Below are 21,779 nucleotides of genomic sequence, written 5' to 3'. Positions count from 1 at the left end.
TGTCAAAATAGCCACAACTTTAGCTGCATCTTCAATGTTCACAAGGAATAGGCCATGGCCAGCGATTTGATCAAACACATTACCGACGCCACTTTCGAAGCCGACGTGCTCCAGTCGAGCCAACCGGTGGTGGTCGACTTCTGGGCCGAATGGTGCGGCCCCTGCAAAATGATTGCCCCTATCCTGGACGAAGTGGCCGCCGCATATGAAGGCAAACTCCAAATCGCCAAGATGAACGTGGACGACAACCGCGACATCCCCGCCAAGTTCGGCATCCGCGGCATCCCCACCCTCATGATCTTCAAGGGCGGCCAGCTCGCGGCCACCAAAGTGGGCGCCATGAGCAAGTCGCAATTGACCGCCTTCATCGACCAACAACTGGCCTGATGCAGGCTTGAGGCCCGAGAAATTCGGGTTGCGCATTTGAAAACCGGGCAGCGATGACCCGGTTTTTTGTTTTCTGGCACTCTTTAAAACCTGTCATAATTTCCACAAGGCAGCCCGAACAGGGACCAGCGCCTTGATTGCCGGCAGTACCAGCCCCCAACCCCGGGCGGCCTCCGGTTCTGAACATTTCCACCCGCTTATCTGAAAACGGCCCTCTACGGTCCGCTTCGACACAGGCCAATTCCCATGCATTTGAATGAACTCAAGGCACTTCACGTGTCCGAACTCCTGAAGCAAGCCGACGCGCTCGAAATCGAGAACACGGGTCGCATGCGCAAACAGGAGCTGATGTTTGCCATCATCAAAAAGCGCGCCAAAGCGGGCGAACAGGTTTTTGCCGACGGCGTGTTGGAGATCCTGCCCGACGGTTTCGGCTTTTTGCGCAGCCCGGATTCGAGCTACACCGCCAGCACCGACGACATCTACATCAGCCCCAGCCAGGTGCGCCGCTTTAACCTGCACACCGGTGACATGATCGAAGGCGAAGTGCGTATACCCAAAGACGGCGAGCGCTACTTTGCCCTGACCAAACTCGACAAGGTCAACGACGACCTGCCCGAGAACAACAAACACAAGGTCATGTTCGAGAACTTGACACCTTTGTTCCCCAAGGAGCAGATGCGTCTGGAGCGTGACATCAAGGGCGATGAAAACATCACCAGTCGCGTCATCGACATCATCGCCCCGCTCGGCCGCGGCCAGCGCGCCCTGATCGTGGCGCAGCCCAAGTCGGGCAAGACGGTGATGATGCAGCAGATCGCCCACGCCATCACCGCCAACTACCCCGATGTGCACCTGATGGTGTTGCTGGTCGACGAGCGTCCTGAAGAAGTGACCGAAATGCAGCGCAGCGTGCGCGGTGAGGTGATCTCCTCCACGTTTGACGAACCCGCTTCGCGCCACGTGCACGTGGCCGAGATGGTGATCGAGCGCGCCAAGCGTCTGGTCGAGCTGAAAAAAGACGTGGTGATCCTGCTGGACTCGATCACCCGCCTGGCCCGCGCCTACAACAACGTGGTGCCTTCCTCGGGCAAAGTGCTGTCTGGCGGCGTGGACGCCAACGCCCTGCAGCGCCCCAAGCGCTTCTTTGGTGCGGCCCGCAATGTGGAAGAAGGCGGCAGCCTGACCATCATCGCCACAGCCCTGGTCGACACCGGCAGCCGCATGGACGAAGTGATCTTTGAAGAATTCAAGGGCACCGGCAACTGCGAGATTCACCTGGAGCGCCGTTTGTACGAAAAGCGCGTGTTCCCGGCGATCAACCTCAACCGCAGCGGTACCCGCCGCGAAGAGTTGCTGCTCCAGCCCGAAGTGCTGCAAAAAACCCGCATCTTGCGTCAGTTCATGTACAACATGGACGAAATCGAGGCGATGGAGATGGTTTTGAAGAGCATGAAAGCGACCAAGAACAACTCCGAGTTCTTCGACATGATGCGACGCGGCGGCTGATGCCCTATAATCGTCAGCTTTTGCAGAAAGTGCTCTCAGATAGGCTGCAGAGTGGCTACCGTAGCGTAAATAAAAGGATTTCCCCATGAAAGACGGCATTCACCCCAACTACCGTGAAATTTGCTTCCAGGACATGTCCAATGGTTTCAAGTTCGTGACACGCTCGTGCGCGAACACCAAGGAAATGATCACCATGGAAGACGGTCGCGAGTTGCCTTTGTACAAGCTGGACACGACCAGCGAGTCGCACCCCTTCTACACCGGCACACAAAAGTCGGTCGACAACATGGGTGGCCGCGTGGAGAAGTTCCGCAACCGTTTCGGCAAGACCACCGTCGCCAAATAATTCACCGTTTGGTGTCTTCCAAAGGGCAGCCCGGGCAACCGGCCTGCCCTTTTTGCATGGGACTGCGCCTGGCCGCACGCGACACGCCGCTCCAAACTGATATCTTCTGATCCTGTGAACCACCCCACTCCCGCCATCGTTGCCCAAAGTGCTGTGCGCAGACTGCCACGTCTGGCCTTGCTGTTGCTGTGCGTGGCCTACGTCCTGCCCGGGTTTTTGGGCCGCACGCCCTGGAAAGCCCAAGACATCGAAGCCTTCGGCTACATGCTGCAACTGGCACAAGCCGGCATGGGCGGCGCTGCCTCCTGGCTCCAACCCACCTTGCTGGGCAGCACCGATGCCCAGCTGGTCTTGCTGCCTTATTGGCTGGGCGCTGTTTTCATCCAATGGGCACCCGCAGGCTTTGAAGCCGCTTTTGCCCGTCTGCCCTTCATCGGGATGCTGAGCATCACGCTGGCGTCCACCTGGTACGCCGTCTATGCGCTGACCCGCCACCCTGCAGCACAACCCGTGGCATTTGCATTTGGCGGTGAAGCCAAACCAGCGGACTACGCGCGGGCCATGGCCGACGGTGGCTTGCTGGCGTTGTTGGCTTGCCTGGGCTTGGCGCGTCTGTCGCACGAAATCACGCCTGCGCTGAGCCAGCTGTGTTTTGCCTCCTTGGTATTTTTCGGCCTGTCCACCTGGGCTCGTCACCGCATTCAAAGTGCCGCAGCCGTGGCCGCGGGCATGCTGGGCCTGACCCTCTCGGGTGCCCCTAGCCTGGCCCTGTGGCTGGGCATCGGCGGCTCGGTCATTTGCGCCACCGCGCAGGCCGACCCGGCTCAACGCCGGATGACCATGCTCGATGTGGGTTTGCTGGCGCTCATGGCCCTGCTGTGCATCACCACCGCAGGGGCTCTGGATCTGTGGCGCTGGCGCGTGGTACCGCACACCATGGTCGATGTCCATGTGCTGGCCAAATTGATGGCGTGGTTCACCTGGCCCGCCTGGCCTCTGGCCTTGTGGGCGCTGTGGCGCTGGCGAGGACAACTCTCGCGAGGCTGGCGCTACCCGCACCTGGGTTTGCCGCTGTGGTTCGTGATCGTGACGGTCGGGGCTACCTGGTTCACAGGCCTGTCCGACCGGGCGCTGTTGACATCGCTGCCTGCCATCGCCACTTTGGCTGCTCTGGCGCTGCCCACGTTGCGCCGCAGCCTGGGCGCCCTGATCGACTGGTTCACGTTGCTGTTTTTCAGTGTCTGCGCGCTCATCATTTGGGTGGTTTGGGTGGCCATGCAAACTGGCACACCCGCCAAAACGGCCGCCAATGTGGCACGCTTGGCACCCGAGTTCGTTCCCGAGTTTTCCGCCGGGGCATTCGCCTTGGCACTGGCCGCCACAGTAGCTTGGGGCGCGCTGGTGCGCTGGCGCACCGGCTACCACCGCGCCGCCATCTGGAAAAGCCTGGTGTTGCCCGCCAGTGGTGCCGCGCTTTGCTGGCTCTTGCTGACCAGCCTCTGGTTACCCCTGCTCGACTACGCGCGAAGCTATGCCCCACTGGTGCACAAAGTCAGCCGCATCACGGGCACTGGCGGCTGCCTGCAATACGTTGGCATCAGCAAGGCGCAAGGCGCGGCTTTGATGCACCACGCCAAAGCCAAACTGGTGCCCATGCAAGCGCCGCAAAGCGACTGCCGCTGGCTGATCATGGACAACGTCAACCGCTCCTTGCTGTCGGCCAAAATCCAGTCTTTAGGCTGGGTGGAAGAAACGGCCATCAAACGGCCAACGGACAAAGACGAGACCCTGGTCATTTTCCGTCCCGCCCAAGCCATGGCTGCGCCTGCTGACGTACCGGGGCGCTGAGCCGTGTCCGAGCTGCGCACCATTGCCCGCCATGCGGGCACCGTGCTGGTGGGGCAGTTGGCGGTCATGTCCTTCGGGATTGCCGACACCCTGATTGCGGGCCGCTACAGCCCAAAGGCGCTGGCGGTCCTGTCTTTGGCCTCGTCCATTTACATCAGCATTTATGTGGCGCTCAATGGTTTGCTGCAAGCCTTGCTGCCGGTATGGGCCGAACTGCACGGCGGAGGTCGTCAAGCCGAAATGGGCCGCTCGGTTAGGCAGGCGCTTTACATCGCTGGTGCAGCCGCTGTGCTGGGCATTTGCGGCTTGTGGTTCCCAGACCTGTGGCTGTCGGCCACCGAGGTGCCTGAAGCGCTCTGGCCCGATGTGCGTGCGTATTTGCGCATCCTGGCGCTGGCCTTGCTTCCTTCGCTGCTGTTTCGCATGTACAGCACGCTCAACCAGAGCCTGGGGCATCCCCGCTTGGTGACCTGGTTGCAGGCGGGCGCCTTGCTGGTCAAAGTGCCGCTGTCGTATGCCTTGACTTTTGGCGTCGCAGGTGGGTCCGGCATGGGCGTGGTGGGTTGCGCCTGGGCCACCCTGGCGGTCAACACGCTGATGATGCTGGCCGGGCTGTGGCTCTTGCGCACACAAGACATTTACCAGCCCTACCGCTTGTGGCGACGCCCCGAAAAACCCGATTGGCCTGTGATCCGGCGCTTTCTGGCCTTGGGTGTGCCTGCGGGTTTGGCCATCATGGTCGAGGTGACCTCGTTCACTTTGATGGCCCTGTTCATTGCACGTCTGGGCGCCGTGGCCTTGGCCAGTCACCAGATCGCGGCCAGTCTGGCTGCTGTCTTGTACATGGTGCCGCTGGCCCTGGGCATTGCCAGCAGCGCACGCACAGGTTATTGGCTAGGGGCCGGGCAAGCGCGCAAAGCACGACGAGCGGCAGGTCTGGGCATCGGATTGGCCATCGGTGCCGCCTTGCTGGGCGCGGGCGTCTTGTTTCTGGGACGAGAAGCTGTGGCCCAGGCTTTCAGCAACGACCCCAGCGTGGTACTAGCTGCCACGGCTTGGCTGGGCTGGGTAGCGCTCTACCACCTGGCCGATGCGGTGCAAGCCGTCTGCGCTTACCTGTTGCGCTGCTACCGCATCACCCTGATGCCCTTGCTGATTTACACCGCCTTGCTGTGGGGCGTGGGCTTGTATGGCGGCTACGTGCTGGCCTACCAAGGCATCGACTGGGCGGCTTGGCCCATGCGGGCCAGCGTAGACACTTTCTGGATGACCAGCACCGCCGCCCTGGCCTTGGTGTCCGTACTTTTCACAGCCATGGTCTGGCATGCCTCAAAGCGGACACTCCACGGGCCCCGGATGCATTAAGGTACAGGCTTCGCTCACTTTGAACATCACTGCACCATGATCCTCGAACTTGCCGACATCCGCATCCACCCCGGCCAACAAGCTGAATTTGAAAAAGCCATTGAACTCGGCTTGAACACCGTGGCTTGCAAAGCCAAAGGCTTTCAAGGCGGCAAAGTCAACCGCGGCATCGAAAGCCCGGAGCGCTATGTATTGCAAATTTTCTGGGACACCCTCGAAGACCACACCGTGGGTTTCCGTCAGTCGCCCCTGTTCACCGAATGGCGTGCCATTGTGGGGCCGTTTTTTGCAGCCCCTCCGCATGTGGAGCACTTCGAGCTGACGGTCAAATCGGCCTGAAGCCGAGCGGCCAGGTCCAGCCGCTGCGATCAGGCCGCCTCGTGCCCGGCCACCAAACGGCTGAGCAGGTGCATGAACTGCGCCTGCTCTGTCGGTGCGAGCGGCGACAAAATCGTCGATTGAACCGCTGCCACGGCCGACTGCATGCCTGCCAGGGCCTGAAGCCCTTGAGGCGTCAGCACCAACAACTTGCGCCGACGGTCGACCTCATCGGCGCGCCGCTCGACCCAACCCTTGCTCTCCAGGCGGCCAATCACCGAGCCTGACGTGGCCGGATCGAAAGCCACATGCTTTGCCAAAGTGATTTGATCCACCCCCGGCGTGTCGTGCAAGGCATTGAGAATCGCGAACTGAACCGGGGTGACATCGGCCGCGCTCAGGTGCTCATTGAAGACTGCCACGGAAATTTGGTGCGCCCGCCGGATCAAGTGCCCCGGCGCGGCGGCCAAATCAAAGCTGTGGGTCATTTGCAAATCTCTCCATCCAATACAGGGTTATCACCAGTCACTGTCCTGGCTCAGCCTCCTATAGTAAGCGCGCTTAGCAAGTTTTTAGCCTGCGCCAAGAGCCTCTGTTGGCATTTGTATTGGCATTTGTGCGGGCATCGCCTTGCACAACTTGCACAGCCCTCTCTCACTTTTGAAAGTCACGCATGAGTTTCCTGTTTCCCCCAACGCCCACTGTTTCTGTGCCTGTCCTCGGCCACGCCAGCCGTTTTCCGGTTCACCGCATTTACTGTGTCGGCCGCAATTACGAAGAACACGCCAAGGAAATGGGCTTCACAGGACGGGAGCCACCTTTCTTCTTTCTCAAGCCCGCCGACAGCCTGGTGGTGGTCGAAGCCGGCCAGACCGGTGCCATGCCCTACCCGAGCCTGACCCAAAACCTGCACCACGAGATCGAGCTGGTGGTGGCGATTGGCAAAGGTGGGCGCAACATCCAAGCGGCCGATGCGGCCGAGCACATCTACGGTTACGCAGTGGGCCTGGACATGACGCGACGCGATTTGCAAAACGAGATGAAAAAGCATGGCCGCCCTTGGTGCATTGGCAAAGCCTTCGACCACTCGGCCCCCATCGGTCCCATCACCCCCAAAGCGCAAGCCGGTGACGTGAACCACGCTGAGATCAGCCTGCAGGTCAACGGCGCAGACCGCCAACGCAGCAACGTGGCCAAACTCATCTGGAGCGTGGCCGAAACCATCGAGCACCTGTCGGCCGCCTGGGAGCTGCAACCCGGTGACCTGATTTACACCGGTACCCCCGAAGGCGTTGCCGCCGTGGTGGCGGGCGACACCTTGGTCGGACAAGTGGCGGGCCTGGGCAGCTTGCAGGTCCAAATTCGCTGAGACCTCAACCAACAGGACAGGCCACTTAACCACCTGTTGGCTTGACTCAACGATGAACGAAAGTGCACACAGCAGCCAATCAAAAGGGTTTACCCTGATCCATCAAGCCAATACTTGCAACATAATTCATGTTTTACAGAGGTCTGGTCGGATGCGTCTGCCCACGTCCCCATTCACTGCGATTAACCGACCAACTGGTTGGTTTATCATCCCGATTTTCAAACCATGATGGAGACAAGTCGATGAAGAAATTCCTGCAACAAACGGCTATGGCCGCAGGCCTGATGGCCATTGGTTTTGGGGTGAACGCCCAAACCATCACCTTGAAAGTGCACCATTTTCTGGGCCCACAGTCCATCCAGCACACCACCATGATGGGTGAATGGTGCAAGAACATCGCGAAAGATTCCAACAACCGCCTGCAATGCCAGATCTTCCCGGCCATGCAACTGGGCGGCACACCTGTTCAGCTGTTTGATCAAACACGCGATGGCGTGGTGGATGTGGCCTGGACTTTGCAGGCTTACACCGCCAAGCTGCAAAAGCTGGAAGTGTTCGAGTTGCCGTTCATGATGACCAACGCTGAAGCCACCAGCCGCGCAGCTTGGGACTACGCGCAAAAGTTTGCTGCTGACGACATGAAAGACGTCAAGATGTTGGCCGTCCACGTCCATGGCCCCGGCAACATTTACACCAAAAATAAAGCCGTCACCACCATGGCCGATCTGAAAGGCCTGAAAGTGCGCGCCCCGACCCGTCAGGTCAACAAAATGATCGCCATGATGGGTGCGACCCCCGTGGCCATGCCTGTGCCGCAAGTGACCGAAGCCCTGTCCAAAGGCGTGATCGATGGTGCGGTGATCCCTTACGAAGTCGCTCCTGGCCTCAAAGTGCAAGAGCTGACCAACTTCACGGCCGAAACCGACCGTTCGTACAACGCCCTGTACACCACCGTGTTTGTGGTGCCCATGAACAAGGCCAAATACGAATCTCTGCCTGCCGACCTGAAGGCCGTGATCGACAAGAACTCCGGTCGTGAGTTCTCGGCTTTCCTGGGCAAGACCCAAGCGGGCCAGGACGTGCCCAGTAAGCAAGCTTTCGTGGACGCCAAAAACCAGAAAATCAGTGTGATCCCCAAGGCTGAATTGGAAAACTGGAAAAAAGCTACCGACTCGCTGGATGATGCCTGGGTCAAGGAAATGACGGCCAAAGGCATGGATGGCAAAGCCATGCTCGACGGTGCCACCGCCTTGATCAAGCAGTACACCAAGTAATCAGCCCCCTGAGCCAAAAAAGGGCGGAGTTTCTCCGCCCTTTTTTCGCCCTCAGAAGCTCGAAGATTGAAGCAACGCAAGGAAAGCCCGTGGCCGAACTCATCCTCAACGACACCTCCCAATCCCGAGGCCCTGCAGGCAGGATCATCGAAACGATTTGCAAATTTTTTGCCATCTGTTCGGGTCTCGTCCTGACGGCCATGGCCATCATGTCGATTGCCAGCATTGTGGGCCGCACCTTTTTCAGCAGCCCCATCGTGGGTGACTACGAATTGGTGCAAGCCCTTTGCGCCATTGCTGTCAGCATGAGCCTGCCTTATACCCATTGGATTCGCGGTCATGTGATCGTGGACTTTTTCACGGCCCACGCCAGCCCGAAATTCAATGCCTTGCTGGACTTGTTGGCCAATTTGATCTTGGCCTTTTTTGCTGGCGTGATCACCTGGCGCATCTGGAAAGGCCTGTGGGAACTCAAAGATTCCATGGAAGCGTCCATGCTGCTGGATATCCCGACATGGTGGAGCTATGCACCCATGGTTCCCTCGTTTGCATTGCTTTGCATCACGGCGCTGTATGTCGCTGGCGATGACCTCAGAAAGATCCAGTCATGACCGGCATTGAACTCGGCAGTCTTGTTTTCTTCGGCCTGATTGTCCTGCTGGCCTTGCGCCTGCACATTGGCGTGGCCATGCTCTTGGCCGGCTCAGCGGGCTATGTGGCCTTGTCTGGCCTCGATCCATTGCTCAACTACTTCAAATCAGCGGCCTACACCCGTTTTTCGGTTTATGACCTCTCGGTGGTTCCGCTGTTTTTGTTGATGGGCCAATTTGCCACGCACGGCGGTTTGTCCAAAGCGCTGTTCAAGGCCGGCAACGCCATGATCGGCCACTGGCGTGGCGGCATGGCCATGGCTGCCGTCACCTCGTGTGCGGGTTTTGGCGCCATCTGCGGCTCCTCATTGGCCACGGCGGCCACCATGGGACAAGTGGCTTTGCCCGAGTTGAAGGCGCACAATTACTCCCCGCGCCTGTCGACGGCGGTGATCGCCGCTGGCGGCACCCTGGGTATCCTGATCCCGCCGTCGGTGCCTCTGGTCATTTACGCCATCATCACCGAACAAAACATCGCCAAGTTGTTTTTGGCGGCTTTCATTCCCGGCATCATCGCGGCCATCGGCTACATGGTGGTGATTGGCATCATCGCCCGTGTACGGCCTGAAGAAGCCCCCCGAGGTGACCGCTTCACCTGGGGACAGCGCCTCCAAGCCCTGGCCGAAACCTGGCCTGTGCTGTTGATCTTCGCTGTGGTGATTGGCGGTATTTATGGTGGCCTGTTTACCCCCACCGAAGCGGCCTCCATCGGCACCATCGCCACCGGATTCGTGGCATGGACATCTGGCGGCCTCAAGGGTAAAGGCTTTCTGGAATGCATGTACGGCGCTGCAGGGGCCACAGGCATGATCTTTTTGATCTTGCTGGGCGCCGATGTGCTGAACGTGTTTTTGGCGCTGACCCAAGTCAACACCGAACTGGCCAAATGGGTGGTCGGCATGAACCTGCACCCTTTGATGGTGGTTTTTACCATCATCGCCATCTACCTGGTGCTGGGCTGCATCATGGACAGCTTGTCGATGATCCTGCTGACCGTACCCATGTTCTTCCCCATCATCATGGGCATCGACATTTGGGGTCTGGACAACGAATCCAAAGCAATTTGGTTCGGTATTCTGGCCTTGATGGTGGTCGAGATCGGACTGATTACACCGCCAGTGGGTATGAACGTCTTCATCATCAGCAACATGGCCAAAGACGTGCCGATGAAAGAGACGTTCAAATACGTCATTCCCTTCCTCATCTCTGACCTTCTGCGCATCACAGCGATTGTTTTCTTCCCGAGCATTACACTCGTGGCTTTGAAAATATTTGCTTGACCATGCACACACGAGAAGCCATTCGACATTGCCGCCAATGCGGCGCATCGGTGGCTTACCGCTTGCCTGACGACGGAGACACCAAACTGCGGGCCGTTTGCACCGTCTGCCACACGGTGCACTATGAAAACCCGCTGAACGTGGTGGGCACCGTGCCCCACTGGGGCGATCTGGTGCTGCTGTGCAAGCGCAACATCGAGCCACGCAAGGGCAAGTGGACGCTGCCTGCAGGCTTCATGGAGCTGGGCGAATCCACGGCAGAGGGCGCAGCCCGCGAGACCACCGAAGAAGCGGGGGCGCAGTTCATCATGGAAGACCTGTTCACCGTGATGAGCGTGCCCCGCGTCGGTCAGGTACATCTTTACTACCGCGCACGCCTGACCAGTGACGTGTTCGATCCCGGCCACGAAACCATGGAAGCGCGTTTGTTCAAAGAGGACGAAATTCCCTGGGACGAGCTGGCCTTCCGCACCGTCAAGGAAACGCTGGAGCACTATTTTGCCGACCGACGTGCGGGCCGCTTTGGCACGCACGCTTTCGACATCGCCTGAACGCTCAATCCTGAGCGCCAGACCTCACACGTCAATCGCCGCTGCCGATCCGGCTTGCTTGCGCAATTCAAACTTCTGGATCTTGCCCGTGCTGGTCTTGGGCAATTCGCCAAACACCACCGCGCGCGGCACCTTGAAGCCCGCCAGATGCTGCTTGCAGTGCGCCACGATGTCTTCGGCTGTGACCTGCGCACCCGCCTTCAGTTCAACAAAGGCGCAAGGCGTCTCGCCCCAACGCGCGTCGGGCTTGGCGACCACAGCCGCGGCCAGCACAGCGGGGTGACGGTACAGCACGTCTTCCACCTCGATGGACGAGATGTTCTCGCCGCCCGAGATGATGATGTCCTTGCTGCGGTCCTTGATCTTGATGTAGCCGTCGGGGTACTGCACCGCCAAATCGCCGCTGTGGAACCACCCGCCCGCAAAAGCCTCTTGCGTGGCCTTGGGGTTTTTGAGGTAACCCTTCATGGTGATATTGCCCTTGAACATGATCTCGCCCATGGTCTCGCCGTCTTGGGGCACGGGCTGCATGGTTTCGGGGTCGAGCACGCGCACATCGCGCTGCAAGTGATAGCGCACGCCCTGGCGGGCATTCAAGCGGGCCCGATCGCCAATGTCCATGGCGTCCCATTCAGGGTGTTTGGGGCACACCGTGGCCGGACCATACACCTCGGTCAGGCCATACACATGGGTCAGGTCAAAACCCATTTGCTCCATGCCTTCGATCATCGAGGCCGGGGGTGCTGCGCCCGCCACCATGGCCTTGATGCCGGCTGGCACGCCTGCCTTCATGGAAGCCGGGGCGTTGACCAGCAGGCCGTGCACGATGGGCGCGCCGCAGTAGTGCGTGACGCCATGGTTGCGCATGGCGTCGAAAATCGCCTGCGCGTCCACCTTGCGCAAACACACGTTCACCCCAGCACGCGCCGCCACGGTCCACGGGAAACACCAGCCATTGCAATGGAACATGGGCAGCGTCCACAAATAAGCCGCGTGCTTGGGCATGTCCCACTCCAGGATGTTCGAGATCGCATTGGTGGCCGCCCCCCGGTGGTGATACACCACGCCCTTGGGATTGCCGGTGGTGCCGCTGGTGTAGTTCAGCGCAATCGCATCCCACTCGTTGCCGGGCAGGCTCCAGGCAAATTCGGCGTCTCCGCTGGCCACAAAGGCTTCGTAAGTGACCGCGCCAAGCTTTTCGCTGGCCCCGCTGTACAACGCGTCCTCCACATCGATCACCAGCAAAGGCCGCGTGGATTGGCGCAGCGCCAGGGCTTTTTTCATCACGCCCGAAAACTCCGGGTCCACGATCACGGCCTTGGCCTCGCCATGGTCGAGCATGAAAGCCACGGTTTCCGGGTCCAGTCGGGTATTGAGCGCGTTGAGCACCGCCCCGACCATGGGGATGCCAAAGTGCGCCTCCACCATCGGCGGCGTGTTGGGCAGCATCACGGCCACCGTGTCGTTCTTGCCAATGCCCGCTTGCGTGAGGGCACTGGCCAGCTGACGGCAACGGCGGTAGGTGGTGGCCCAGTCCTGGCGCAAATCACCGTGCACGATGGCTAAACGGGTCGGGTAGACCTCTGCCGTGCGTTCAATGAAACTCAGCGGCGAAATCGGTGCGTGGTTGGCGGGTGTTTGGGGCAAATCCTGGTCAAAGATGCTCATTGGGGTATCGGTCATGAAAGGGTCCTGTTGCGGCTGACGGTTGGATACTGAACAGTTTGCCTGACCTGGGGCTGAAAGCCATGCTGGTTTGCCCCGAAACCAGTCCCTTCAACACCCCCAAACGAGCCGCCCATATCGGCGAAAATAGCCCAATGGCCATCCCCCAGTCTTTCATCCAGGAGTTGCTGTCCCGCGTCGACGTGGTCGACATCGTGGGCAAGTACGTGCAGCTCAAGAAAGGCGGCGCCAACTTCATGGGCCTTTGCCCCTTCCACGGTGAAAAATCCCCCAGCTTCAGCGTCAGCCCCACCAAGCAGTTTTTTCACTGCTTTGGCTGCGGCAAAAACGGCAACGCCATCGGTTTCCTCATGGAACACGCGGGCATGACCTTCATCGAAGCCGTGAAAGACCTGGCCCAGCAAACCGGCATGGTGGTGCCCGAAGAACAACAATCGCCAGAAGACCGCGCCCGCGCCGCCGCCGCCAAAGCCAAACAAGACAGCCTGAGCGATGTGCTGGAAAAAGCCGGTCAGGCTTACCGCGAACAACTCCGAATCACGCCACGCGCGGTGGAATATCTGAAGGGCCGCGGCCTGTCCGGCCAGATCGCCAAACGCTTTGGTCTGGGCTACGCGCCCGAAGGCTGGCGCAGTTTGGCCAGCATCTTCCCCAAATACGATGACCCACTCCTGGCCGAGTCAGGTCTGGTGATCGTCAACGAAGAAGACGACAAACGCTACGACCGTTTTCGGGACCGCATCATGTTCCCGATCCGCAACATCAAGGGCGAATGCATCGGCTTTGGTGGGCGGGTGATCGGCAGCGGCACCCCCAAATACCTGAACTCGCCCGAAACCCCGGTCTTCCACAAAGGCCGCGAGTTGTACGGCCTGTACGAGGCCCGTGAAGCCCTGCACAGCGCGGGCTATGTGCTGGTGACCGAAGGCTACATGGATGTGGTGGCGCTGGCCCAGCTCGGCTTTGCCAACGCCGTGGCCACGCTGGGCACGGCCTGCACGCCCGAGCATGTGCAAAAGCTGTTTCGCTTCACCGACTCGGTGGTCTTCAGCTTTGACGGCGACAGCGCAGGCCGACGCGCCGCCCGCAAGGCCCTCGATGGGGCCCTGCCCTACGCCACCGATGTGCGCAGCATCAAGTTCTTGTTTTTGCCCGCCGAACACGACCCCGACAGCTATGTGCGCGAATTCGGGCAGGAAGCTTTTGCCGAGCAGATCAAAAAAGCCATGCCCCTGTCGCGCTTTTTGATCGAAGCGGCCAGCGCCGACTGCGACCTGCAAACCGCCGAGGGCCGTGCACGCCTATCCAGCCAGGCCCGCCCTCTGTGGCAGCTGTTGCCCGATGGTGCGCTCAAGCAACAACTGCTGTCGGAATTGGCTCAGCTGATCCAGCTGGAAACCGCAGGCCTGGAAAAACTGTGGGGCCAGCAAACTGCCAGCGAACAGCGCTTCGCACCTGCTGCGCGTGGGCCTGGCGCTGCACCCTCAACCACCTCTGCCGCCAACGCGGCTTTCAGCCAGGCCGCCAGCGCGGGCGCTCATGAATTCCAACCGTTCGAGCCACACTACGGCGAGCCGCCTGCATGGGCTGGTGACAGCGGCCAGGCCAGCGGGGCCCCAACCTATGGCAACGCTTACAACAACTCAGGCGGCAACTGGCCCCGCAAAAATCCCAACTGGACGCCGGGCAGCAAGTTCGGTAACAGCAAATACAAACGTGAACAGCCCCCGGTCTACACCGGCCCGCGCACCGTGCCCGCCAGCCGCGCCGACCATGCCGCGCGCCTGCTCCTGGGCAATATGGCGCTGTGGGAAACCTTGGCGGGCGAAGACCACGCCATGCTGTGCGCCCTGCCCACGCCGCACGGCCCGCTGTTTGCCTGGCTTGAATCGCAGTTCCATGAACAAGGGGCCTTGGGCTGGTCCACCCTGCGCGAGCACATGCAAGGGCAGCCCTTTGTCGAGGACGCCACCCGCTGGATGGCGCAGGACAAACTCAACGCCGTGGCCGGCAGCGAAGACGCCACCCCGCCCGACCCGCAAGAGGCACGGCAGGAGCTGCGCCGACTGCTCAACATGCTGATGATCGACCGCCTCAAGCAGCTCGAAACCGAAGCCCTGGCTCAGACCAGCACCGGCCAGGACCCCGAAGCCCAACAACGCTGGCGCAGCCTGCATGAACGGCGCAAAGCGTTGATGGCAGCAGCAGCGACACTGCAAGCCGCGCCTTGAAGATATGGCCGCAGGGCCGGTCTTCCACAGAGGATTTTCAGGCTGGCGTCACTTGTCCAGAAGTTTGTTGAACTTGTCCGCCTCGAAGGTCTCGCGGGTAGCCGCATCGCCGGGCATGGCAAGTTGCTGTTGAGCACACACTTGCTCCAGGGCTTTCCAGATCATGGCGATCTGGTGCTCTTGCCCAGCGGCGTTGTCGATCAAGCCGCGCAAGGCCTGGCTGACCGGGTCATCGTCTTGCGTGATGCCATAGGCGTTGAACTTGCGCTCCGTGCCCGACACATCGGCACTCTCGCCGGCTTTGGATGGGATGATGCGCGCCGGAATGCCCACCGCCGTGGCCCCGGCAGGCACCGGCTTGATGACCACCGCATTGCTGCCTATCTTGGCCCCATCGCCAACTTCAAAGCCGCCCAACACTTTGGCCCCGGCGCTCACCACCACGTCTTTGCCGAGCGTCGGGTGGCGCTTGGCGCCTTTGTACAGCGATGTACCGCCCAGCGTTACGCCCTGGTAAATCGTGCAGCCGTCGCCAATCTCGGCGGTCTCGCCCACCACCACACCCATGGCGTGGTCAAAAAACACGCGCTCGCCAATCTTGGCCCCCGGGTGGATTTCAATACCCGTGAGTCCCCGCGACACATGCGAGATGAAGCGCCCCAGCCATTTAAAACCGTTGTTCCAACACCAATGCGCCCGGCGGTGCAGCACCAAAGCGTGCAGGCCCGGGTAGCAGGTCAGCACCTCCCAGGCGGTGCGGGCGGCCGGGTCCCGGTCAAGGATGCATTGGATGTCGGAGCGAAGGCGAGAAAACATAGGCTTTGAGTCTATCGCTTGGCGCTGGCGTTTTGGATCATGGCCTTGGCCACCCCGCGCAGGATGTGGATTTCTTCCGGACTCAAGTCGGCCCGGTTGAACAACTGGTTCAGGCGCGGCATCAGCTTTTTGGGCGCGACCGGGTCCAAAAAGCCGATGTCGGTCAGCGCCTGCTCCCAATGCGTGAGCATGCCCGCCACCTGCTGCGCGTCGGCCTTGTCTGCAGGCGGCACCGCGTCCTGCACCGGAAAACCGCCCAGCGCCACCCGCCAGTCGTAGGCGATGACCTGAATCGCCGAGCCCAGATTGAGCGAACCGAACTGAGGATTCGTCGGGATCGACAGCGCCACATGGCAGCGGTAAACATCTTCGTTTTTCATGCCAAAACGCTCGGAGCCAAACAAGAAGGCCACGCTCTGCGCGGGCGCCCCCGCTTGTGTCAGCTCGGCAAAGTGCTTACGGGGCGAGCGGGTCGGCGGGCCAAAGTCGCGCGGCGTCATGGCTGTGGCGCACAAGTGGGTCACACCGTCCAAAGCTTCTTCGAGCGTGTCCACCACGCGGGCCTTGGTCAGCACATCGTTGGCCCCACTGGCTCGCTGGATGGTTTCCTCTTTGCGCAGCACATTGGGCCAGCGCGGTTTGACCAGGACCAGGTCGTCAAAACCCATGACTTTCAGGGCTCGGGCGGCGGCGCCCACGTTGCCCGCATGGCTGGTTTCTATCAGGATGAATCGCGTTTGCATGCCCCGATTGTCCACGCTGCGAAGCGTCAGCCCGGAGGCGCCTCTGCGCTGCATGACGCCAAAATGACGGTCCGCCCTGCTTTTCATGAGAAAATCCCCACTTCGCCATCGCGATCGTGCGTGGGCCAGTCCAGTTCTTCACACAATTCATGTCGTCCAATCTCCACCCCATGCTCAACGTGGCCATCAAGGCTGCACGCGCCGCTGGCGCCATCATCAACCGTGCTGCGCTCGACGTTGAAGCGGTTCGCATCTCGCAAAAGCAGGTCAATGACTTCGTCACCGAAATCGACCACGCCAGCGAAAAAGTCATCATCGACACCCTGCTGACCGCCTACCCCGACCACGGCATCCTGGCCGAGGAATCGGGCAGCACGCATGGCAACCCGCTCGCTGACCACATCTGGATCATCGACCCCCTGGACGGCACGACCAACTTCATCCACGGCTTTCCGATTTACTGTGTGAGCATTGCCCTGCAAGTGCGCGGCAAGATCGAGCAAGCCGTCATTTACGACCCCACCCGCAACGACCTGTTCACCGCCACCAAAGGCCGTGGCGCCTTCATGAACGACCGCCGCCTGCGCGTGAGCAAGCGCATCCGCCTGCAGGAATGCATCATTTCCACCGGTTTCCCTTTCCGCAAGGGCGACAACTTCAACCAGTACCTGCGCATGATGGGCGATGTGATGCAACGCACCGCCGGCCTGCGCCGCCCAGGGTCCGCAGCACTGGATCTGGCCTATGTGGCCGCAGGTTTCACCGATGGTTTCTTTGAAACGGGTCTGTCCCCCTGGGACGTGGCTGCGGGCTCGCTGCTGGTCACCGAAGCCGGAGGCCTGATCGGTAACTTCACGGGCGAGTCCGACTTCCTGGAACAAAAAGAATGCCTGGCCGGTGCGCCCCGCATCTATGGTCAGTTGGTCGGCATCTTGGGCAAGTACAGCAAATTCGCCAGTGCAGGCGACAAGGCCAACGTGCGCACCGCGGTTGAAACCCTGAGCCGCGAACGCGCCTCGGACAGCGTTGAGCCTGAAGCTGAGGTCAATTCTGACCCCGCTGAAGGTGCCGAGCCCAAAGACGCTCCGTTTTAAGCCATGTCAGCGCTCGACCTGAGTGCCCACACCCCCATGATGGCCCAGTACCTGGCCATCAAGGCGGAATTTCCTGACACCCTGGTGTTCTACCGCATGGGCGACTTTTACGAGTTGTTCTTTGCTGATGCCGAAAAAACCGCCAGTCTGCTCGACATCACCTTGACGCGGCGCGGCCAGTCGGCCGGACAGCCCGTGGTGATGGCGGGAGTGCCCTTCCATTCGGTGGAGACCTACTTGGCACGGCTCATCAAGCTGGGCGAATCGGTGGCCCTGTGCGAGCAGGTGGGCGATGTGGCCACGGCCAAAGGCCCGGTCGAGCGCAAAGTGGTGCGCGTGGTCACCCCCGGCACCCTGACCGACACCGAACTGCTGCCCGACAAAAGCGAAGCCATCTTGCTGGCCGTACACCAGGCCCCCAAAAACCGCTGCGGTCTGGCCTGGCTAAGCGTCACGCAAGGCGTGGTGCAACTGGCCGAATGCGCACAGGACGAGCTGGCGGACTGGGTGGACCGCATCGGCCCCAGCGAACTGTTAGCCAGCGCGGGCATGACACCCACCTTTGAGCAAAAACTGCGCAGCCTCAAGACCACTGGGCGCGGCAGCTGGGCCCTGGCCCTGCGGCCTGATTTTCAGTTTGATGCGGGCTTGGGCCAGCGCAAACTGCTCGAACAACTGCAAGCCGCATCGCTGGCCGCCTGGAGCGCCGAGGCGCTGGCCGACGCCCACGCCGCCGCTGCCGCCTTGCTGACCTATGCCGAACACACCCAGGGCCGCAGCCTGCCCCACGTGCAACGCGTGCAAGTGCAACGCTCGGACGCACTCATTGACCTGCCCGCCAGCACCCGCCGCAACCTGGAACTGACGCAAACCCTGCGCGGTGAAGATTCACCCACCCTGTTTTCCCTGCTCGACACCTGCATGACCGGCATGGGCAGCCGCTTGCTCAAGAACTGGCTGCTCAGCCCGCCGCGCGACCGTCAAGCCGCCGTAGACCGCCTGCAAGCCCAAGCCGTGTTGCGCGGCGAGAGCGGCGCAGGCCCTTGGAACAGCCTGCGCGAACAACTCAAGGGCGCCAGCGATGTGGAGCGCATCACCGCCCGCACCGCGCTGCGCCAGGTGCGCCCACGCGAGCTGGTGGCGCTGCGCCATGCGCTGGCGCGTGCGGCCTCGTTGTCCACGCAACTGCAAGCCCTCAAGCCCGAGGCCGGCAGCTTGCTGGCCGGCATGGCCCGCTGGCTCACACCGCCCACGCATTGCGCCGAGCTGCTGCAAATGGCCCTGCTCGAAGAGCCCGCCGCGCTGGTGCGCGACGGCGGCGTGATCGCCGACGGCCTGGACGCCGAGCTGGACGAATTGCGAGGCATCCAGACCCACTGCGACGCGTTCTTGCTCGACCTGGAAACCCGCGAAAAAGAACGCACCGGCATCGCCAACCTGCGGGTGCAGTTCAACAAGGTGCATGGCTTTTACATCGAAGTCACGCAAGGGCAACTGGACAAAGTCCCCGACGACTACCGCCGCCGCCAGACCCTGAAAAACGCCGAGCGTTTCATCACGCCCGAGCTGAAAACCTTTGAAGACAAGGCCCTGTCGGCGCAAGAGCGCGCCTTGGCCCGAGAAAAGTGGCTCTACGAAGGCCTGCTCGACCAACTGCAGCCCTTTGTGCCCGCGCTCACCGAATTGGCGCAGGCCATGGCCAGCCTGGACGTGCTGTGCGCCCTGACCGAGCGCTCGCTTACCCTCAATTGGTGCGCGCCCGAGTTCACCAAAGAGCCCTGCATCGAAATCCGCCAAGGCCGTCACCCGGTGGTCGAGGCTCGGTTGGCCCAGATGTCCGGCGCGAGCTTCATCGCCAACGACACAGTGCTGGGCCCGCGCCAGCGCCTGCAGATCATCACCGGCCCCAACATGGGCGGTAAATCGACCTACATGCGCCAGGTGGCACTGATCGTGCTTTTGGCCAGTATCGGCAGCCATGTGCCCGCCAGCCGCTGCCGTCTCGGCCCCATCGACGCGATTCACACCCGCATCGGCGCGGCCGACGACCTGGCCAACGCCCAATCGACCTTCATGCTGGAGATGACCGAGGCCGCGCAAATTCTGCACAGCGCCACACCGCACAGCCTGGTGCTGATGGACGAGATCGGCCGTGGCACCTCGACTTTTGACGGACTGGCTCTCGCCAGCGGCATCGCCACGCACCTGCACAATAAAACACAAGCCTTTGCGCTGTTTGCCACGCACTACTTCGAGCTGACCGAATTCCCAGCCACGCACACCGCCGCCGTGAACATGCATGTGAGTGCGGCCGAATCGGGCGCGTCGATTGTGTTCTTGCACGAGTTGCAGCCCGGCCCCGCCAGCAAAAGCTATGGCGTGCAGGTGGCCCGCCTGGCGGGCATGCCCGCAGCGGTGCTCAACCACGCACGGTACGCGCTGAGCGCCCTGGAGGCCGGCGCCACGGAAAGCCGCCAACAAGTGGACCTGTTTGCTGCGCCGCCCGAAGCCGAAGCAGCAGGCCCCTCACCTGTGGAGGCGGCGCTGGCCCAAATCAACCCCGACGCCCTCAGCCCCCGCGAAGCGCTGGACGCCCTCTATGCCCTGCAGCGTCTGCTGCCCAAAAATTAAAGAGCCCACCCATGACTTATTGTGTTGCCGTCAAAACCCGCGCCGGTTTAGTGTTCTTGTCCGATTCACGGACCAATGCGGGGCTCGACCAAATCAGCACCTTCCGCAAAATGATCGTCTATGAAAAAGCGGGCGACCGCTTCATGACGCTTTTGTCGGCAGGCAACCTGAGCATTTCGCAATCGGTGCGCGAAGTGCTGCAGATCGAAAAACTGGTCGAGCCCGGCCAAGACGAGCCCCTGACCATCTGGAACGCCAAGAGCATGTTCGACGCCACCCGCGTGCTGGGCGCAGCAGTTCGCCGCGTGTACGAGCGCGACGCTGCAGCCCTCAAGGCCTCGGGTGTCGAGTTCAACGTGTCGATGATTTTTGGTGGCCAAATTGGCAGCGAAGGCATGCGCTTGTTCCAGGTCTATTCGCCCGGCAACTTCATCGAAGCCACAGATGAGACACCCTACTTCCAGATTGGCGAATCCAAATACGGCAAACCCGTGCTAGACCGCGTCATCACCCCATACACCCCTCTGGACGAAGCCGCCAAATGCGCCCTGGTGTCAATGGACTCGACCCTCAAATCCAATCTGTCAGTCGGGTTGCCACTGGACATGGTGGTCTACCAAGCGGGCAGCTTGCAGTCCGACCGCATCATGTGCATCGACGAGCACAACCCTTACTTCCAGATGCTGCGCAGCAGCTGGGGTGACAAGCTGCGCCAGATGTTCGACAGCATCGAAGACCCCATGTGGAATGGCGGTGCAACCGACATCCCACTCATGGTGCCGCCCACACGCAACGCTTTGCTTAAGAAGATCACCACGCCTGAAGAAAAGCTGATCTGATGAGCGCCCGCATCATCTTCTCGCACGGCAACAGCTTTCCGGCCAGCACCTACAAGGTGATGCTCGATGACCTGCGCCAGCGTGGCTTTCAGGTCGATGCGATTGAGATGTTTGGCCACGATCCGAAGTATCCGGTCACCAACAACTGGCCCCATTTGGTGGCGCAATTGGCCGACTTTGCACGCGACCAACAAGACGATGGCGAGCCCGCTTTTCTGGTCGGTCACTCGCTGGGCGGCATCCTGAGCCTCATGTGCGCGGCCCACCACCCCGAGCTGGCCCGCGGCGTGGTGTTGATCGACTCGCCCGTGATCGGAGGCTGGCGTGCCACCACCCTGGGTTTGGCCAAACGCACCCCCCTGATCGGCTCGTTGTCGCCAGGGCGCATCAGCCAAAAACGGCGCAACCACTGGCCCAGCGCCGAGGCAGCGCTGGAAAGCTTTCAACAAAAAAAATCGTTCGCCCGCTGGGACCCGCAAGTGTTGCAGGACTACATCGCGTTTGGTACGCACGATGCCGACGGCCAACGCGTGTTGAGCTTTGACCGTGACGTCGAAACGGCCATCTACAACGGCCTGCCCCACAAACTGGACCACCTGCTCAAGCGCCACCCTCTCAAATGCCCCGCCGCTTTCATTGGCGGCACTCACTCAGCCGAAATGCGCCAGGCTGGCACCGATCTGACGCACAAGGTGGTCAAAGGCCGCGTCATGATGCTCGACGGCTCCCACCTCTTTCCGATGGAAAAACCCATCGCCACAGCAGCAGCGATTGAGGCATCGCTGCGCAATCTAGGCGCCTGATTCCTGCGCCAGTGCGCACAGGTCGGCAGCAGCTTGCCC

General features: G+C 61.0%; 20 protein-coding genes. 16 read left to right on the top strand and 4 right to left on the bottom strand.

Annotation, left to right across the window (positions count from 1 at the left end; all coding sequences use genetic code 11):
- Nucleotides 1-54 precede the first annotated feature (54 nt).
- The 6 genes from trxA to ACHEXL_RS04000 all read left to right on the top strand — a co-directional run bounded on the left by trxA (nucleotide 55) and on the right by ACHEXL_RS04000 (nucleotide 5,794).
- A complete protein-coding gene (trxA, locus tag ACHEXL_RS04025; protein ID WP_416560746.1) occupies nucleotides 55-387 on the top strand; it encodes a thioredoxin TrxA in 333 nt (110 codons plus the stop codon).
- A 246-nt stretch (nucleotides 388-633) separates the two neighbouring features.
- Nucleotides 634-1,896 (top strand): transcription termination factor Rho, encoded by a 1,263-nt coding sequence (gene rho, locus ACHEXL_RS04020; RefSeq protein WP_416560745.1) that lies wholly within the window; start codon nucleotides 634-636, stop codon nucleotides 1,894-1,896.
- Nucleotides 1,897-1,981: 85 nt separating this feature from the next.
- On the top strand, nucleotides 1,982-2,242 hold the full coding sequence (locus ACHEXL_RS04015) for a type B 50S ribosomal protein L31 (RefSeq protein WP_108427809.1): 261 nt from the start codon (nucleotides 1,982-1,984) through the stop codon (nucleotides 2,240-2,242).
- Nucleotides 2,243-2,356: 114 nt separating this feature from the next.
- On the top strand, nucleotides 2,357-4,090 hold the full coding sequence (locus ACHEXL_RS04010) for a hypothetical protein (RefSeq protein WP_416560744.1): 1,734 nt from the start codon (nucleotides 2,357-2,359) through the stop codon (nucleotides 4,088-4,090).
- Between the two features lie 3 nt (nucleotides 4,091-4,093).
- Nucleotides 4,094-5,455: an MATE family efflux transporter gene (locus ACHEXL_RS04005; protein ID WP_416560743.1), complete on the top strand. Its 1,362-nt coding sequence runs from the start codon at nucleotides 4,094-4,096 to the stop codon at nucleotides 5,453-5,455.
- A gap of 36 nt (nucleotides 5,456-5,491) precedes the next feature.
- Entirely contained in the window at nucleotides 5,492-5,794 is a 303-nt protein-coding gene (locus ACHEXL_RS04000; RefSeq protein WP_416560742.1) for an antibiotic biosynthesis monooxygenase family protein, read from the top strand.
- A 29-nt stretch (nucleotides 5,795-5,823) separates the two neighbouring features.
- Here ACHEXL_RS04000 and ACHEXL_RS03995 read toward each other — a convergent pair whose 3' ends face one another.
- Entirely contained in the window at nucleotides 5,824-6,261 is a 438-nt protein-coding gene (locus ACHEXL_RS03995) for a MarR family winged helix-turn-helix transcriptional regulator (protein ID WP_416560741.1), read from the bottom strand.
- 185 nt (nucleotides 6,262-6,446) lie between these two features.
- On the opposite strand from ACHEXL_RS03995, the gene ACHEXL_RS03990 reads away from it, so the two are divergent.
- From ACHEXL_RS03990 to ACHEXL_RS03970, 5 genes are all read left to right on the top strand, one after another.
- Nucleotides 6,447-7,142, top strand: coding sequence for a fumarylacetoacetate hydrolase family protein (locus tag ACHEXL_RS03990; RefSeq protein WP_416560740.1), 696 nt, complete (start codon nucleotides 6,447-6,449; stop codon nucleotides 7,140-7,142).
- 242 nt (nucleotides 7,143-7,384) lie between these two features.
- Nucleotides 7,385-8,416 (top strand): TRAP transporter substrate-binding protein, encoded by a 1,032-nt coding sequence (locus tag ACHEXL_RS03985; protein ID WP_416560739.1) that lies wholly within the window; start codon nucleotides 7,385-7,387, stop codon nucleotides 8,414-8,416.
- 89 nt (nucleotides 8,417-8,505) lie between these two features.
- A complete protein-coding gene (locus ACHEXL_RS03980; RefSeq protein ID WP_416560738.1) occupies nucleotides 8,506-9,027 on the top strand; it encodes a TRAP transporter small permease in 522 nt (173 codons plus the stop codon).
- On the top strand, nucleotides 9,024-10,346 hold the full coding sequence (locus tag ACHEXL_RS03975) for a TRAP transporter large permease (RefSeq protein ID WP_416560737.1): 1,323 nt from the start codon (nucleotides 9,024-9,026) through the stop codon (nucleotides 10,344-10,346). Before ACHEXL_RS03980 ends, ACHEXL_RS03975 begins: the two co-directional genes overlap by 4 nt.
- A gap of 2 nt (nucleotides 10,347-10,348) precedes the next feature.
- Nucleotides 10,349-10,897 carry an NUDIX hydrolase gene (locus ACHEXL_RS03970; RefSeq protein ID WP_416560736.1) on the top strand — a complete coding sequence of 183 codons (549 nt, stop codon included), beginning with the start codon at nucleotides 10,349-10,351 and terminating at the stop codon, nucleotides 10,895-10,897.
- Nucleotides 10,898-10,921: 24 nt separating this feature from the next.
- Here ACHEXL_RS03970 and ACHEXL_RS03965 read toward each other — a convergent pair whose 3' ends face one another.
- Nucleotides 10,922-12,580: an acyl-CoA synthetase gene (locus tag ACHEXL_RS03965; protein ID WP_416560735.1), complete on the bottom strand. Its 1,659-nt coding sequence runs from the start codon at nucleotides 12,578-12,580 to the stop codon at nucleotides 10,922-10,924.
- Between the two features lie 137 nt (nucleotides 12,581-12,717).
- On the opposite strand from ACHEXL_RS03965, the gene dnaG reads away from it, so the two are divergent.
- Nucleotides 12,718-14,814, top strand: a complete 2,097-nt coding sequence (dnaG, locus tag ACHEXL_RS03960) for a DNA primase (protein ID WP_416560734.1) — start codon at nucleotides 12,718-12,720, stop codon at nucleotides 14,812-14,814.
- Between the two features lie 48 nt (nucleotides 14,815-14,862).
- Here the strand turns inward: dnaG and cysE are convergent, their stop codons facing one another.
- Together cysE and ACHEXL_RS03950 are read right to left on the bottom strand one after the other, a co-directional pair.
- Nucleotides 14,863-15,630 (bottom strand): serine O-acetyltransferase, encoded by a 768-nt coding sequence (gene cysE, locus ACHEXL_RS03955; protein WP_416560733.1) that lies wholly within the window; start codon nucleotides 15,628-15,630, stop codon nucleotides 14,863-14,865.
- An 11-nt stretch (nucleotides 15,631-15,641) separates the two neighbouring features.
- Nucleotides 15,642-16,373 carry an RNA methyltransferase gene (locus ACHEXL_RS03950; protein WP_416560732.1) on the bottom strand — a complete coding sequence of 244 codons (732 nt, stop codon included), beginning with the start codon at nucleotides 16,371-16,373 and terminating at the stop codon, nucleotides 15,642-15,644.
- Nucleotides 16,374-16,522: 149 nt separating this feature from the next.
- Between ACHEXL_RS03950 and ACHEXL_RS03945 the strand changes: the two genes are divergently transcribed.
- Genes ACHEXL_RS03945 through ACHEXL_RS03930 form a run of 4 tightly spaced genes read left to right on the top strand, consistent with a single transcriptional unit; the run spans nucleotide 16,523 to nucleotide 21,740 of the window.
- Complete coding sequence (locus ACHEXL_RS03945; protein WP_416560731.1) at nucleotides 16,523-17,467, top strand: inositol monophosphatase family protein; 945 nt, start codon at nucleotides 16,523-16,525, stop codon at nucleotides 17,465-17,467.
- 3 nt (nucleotides 17,468-17,470) lie between these two features.
- Nucleotides 17,471-20,098 (top strand): DNA mismatch repair protein MutS, encoded by a 2,628-nt coding sequence (gene mutS, locus ACHEXL_RS03940; RefSeq protein ID WP_416560730.1) that lies wholly within the window; start codon nucleotides 17,471-17,473, stop codon nucleotides 20,096-20,098.
- Nucleotides 20,099-20,109: 11 nt separating this feature from the next.
- Nucleotides 20,110-20,937 (top strand): peptidase, encoded by an 828-nt coding sequence (locus ACHEXL_RS03935; RefSeq protein ID WP_416560729.1) that lies wholly within the window; start codon nucleotides 20,110-20,112, stop codon nucleotides 20,935-20,937.
- Complete coding sequence (locus tag ACHEXL_RS03930) at nucleotides 20,937-21,740, top strand: alpha/beta hydrolase (protein WP_416560728.1); 804 nt, start codon at nucleotides 20,937-20,939, stop codon at nucleotides 21,738-21,740. The genes ACHEXL_RS03935 and ACHEXL_RS03930 overlap by 1 nt, the downstream gene beginning before the upstream one ends.
- Nucleotides 21,741-21,779: the final 39 nt, after the last annotated feature.

The organism is Limnohabitans sp. YIMB22184 (genome assembly GCF_048020265.1).
Classification (GTDB): Bacteria; Pseudomonadota; Gammaproteobacteria; order Burkholderiales; family Burkholderiaceae_C; genus Limnohabitans_A.
This window is presented reverse-complemented; position numbering and strand designations above follow the sequence as displayed.

What these genes read in the sequence shown, in the direction of transcription:
- cysE (WP_416560733.1), bottom strand. Translation starts at nt 15,630, where the DNA reads ATGTTTTCTCGCCTTCGCTCCGACATCCAATGCATCCTTGACCGGGAC.
- ACHEXL_RS03990 (WP_416560740.1), top strand. Translation starts at nt 6,447, where the DNA reads ATGAGTTTCCTGTTTCCCCCAACGCCCACTGTTTCTGTGCCTGTCCTC.
- mutS (WP_416560730.1), top strand. Translation starts at nt 17,471, where the DNA reads ATGTCAGCGCTCGACCTGAGTGCCCACACCCCCATGATGGCCCAGTAC.
- ACHEXL_RS04000 (WP_416560742.1), top strand. Translation starts at nt 5,492, where the DNA reads ATGATCCTCGAACTTGCCGACATCCGCATCCACCCCGGCCAACAAGCT.
- ACHEXL_RS03965 (WP_416560735.1), bottom strand. Translation starts at nt 12,580, where the DNA reads ATGACCGATACCCCAATGAGCATCTTTGACCAGGATTTGCCCCAAACA.
- trxA (WP_416560746.1), top strand. Translation starts at nt 55, where the DNA reads ATGGCCAGCGATTTGATCAAACACATTACCGACGCCACTTTCGAAGCC.
- rho (WP_416560745.1), top strand. Translation starts at nt 634, where the DNA reads ATGCATTTGAATGAACTCAAGGCACTTCACGTGTCCGAACTCCTGAAG.
- ACHEXL_RS03945 (WP_416560731.1), top strand. Translation starts at nt 16,523, where the DNA reads ATGTCGTCCAATCTCCACCCCATGCTCAACGTGGCCATCAAGGCTGCA.
- dnaG (WP_416560734.1), top strand. Translation starts at nt 12,718, where the DNA reads ATGGCCATCCCCCAGTCTTTCATCCAGGAGTTGCTGTCCCGCGTCGAC.
- ACHEXL_RS03950 (WP_416560732.1), bottom strand. Translation starts at nt 16,373, where the DNA reads ATGCAAACGCGATTCATCCTGATAGAAACCAGCCATGCGGGCAACGTG.
- ACHEXL_RS03985 (WP_416560739.1), top strand. Translation starts at nt 7,385, where the DNA reads ATGAAGAAATTCCTGCAACAAACGGCTATGGCCGCAGGCCTGATGGCC.
- ACHEXL_RS03935 (WP_416560729.1), top strand. Translation starts at nt 20,110, where the DNA reads ATGACTTATTGTGTTGCCGTCAAAACCCGCGCCGGTTTAGTGTTCTTG.
- ACHEXL_RS03995 (WP_416560741.1), bottom strand. Translation starts at nt 6,261, where the DNA reads ATGACCCACAGCTTTGATTTGGCCGCCGCGCCGGGGCACTTGATCCGG.
- ACHEXL_RS03970 (WP_416560736.1), top strand. Translation starts at nt 10,349, where the DNA reads ATGCACACACGAGAAGCCATTCGACATTGCCGCCAATGCGGCGCATCG.
- ACHEXL_RS03975 (WP_416560737.1), top strand. Translation starts at nt 9,024, where the DNA reads ATGACCGGCATTGAACTCGGCAGTCTTGTTTTCTTCGGCCTGATTGTC.
- ACHEXL_RS03930 (WP_416560728.1), top strand. Translation starts at nt 20,937, where the DNA reads ATGAGCGCCCGCATCATCTTCTCGCACGGCAACAGCTTTCCGGCCAGC.
- ACHEXL_RS04015 (WP_108427809.1), top strand. Translation starts at nt 1,982, where the DNA reads ATGAAAGACGGCATTCACCCCAACTACCGTGAAATTTGCTTCCAGGAC.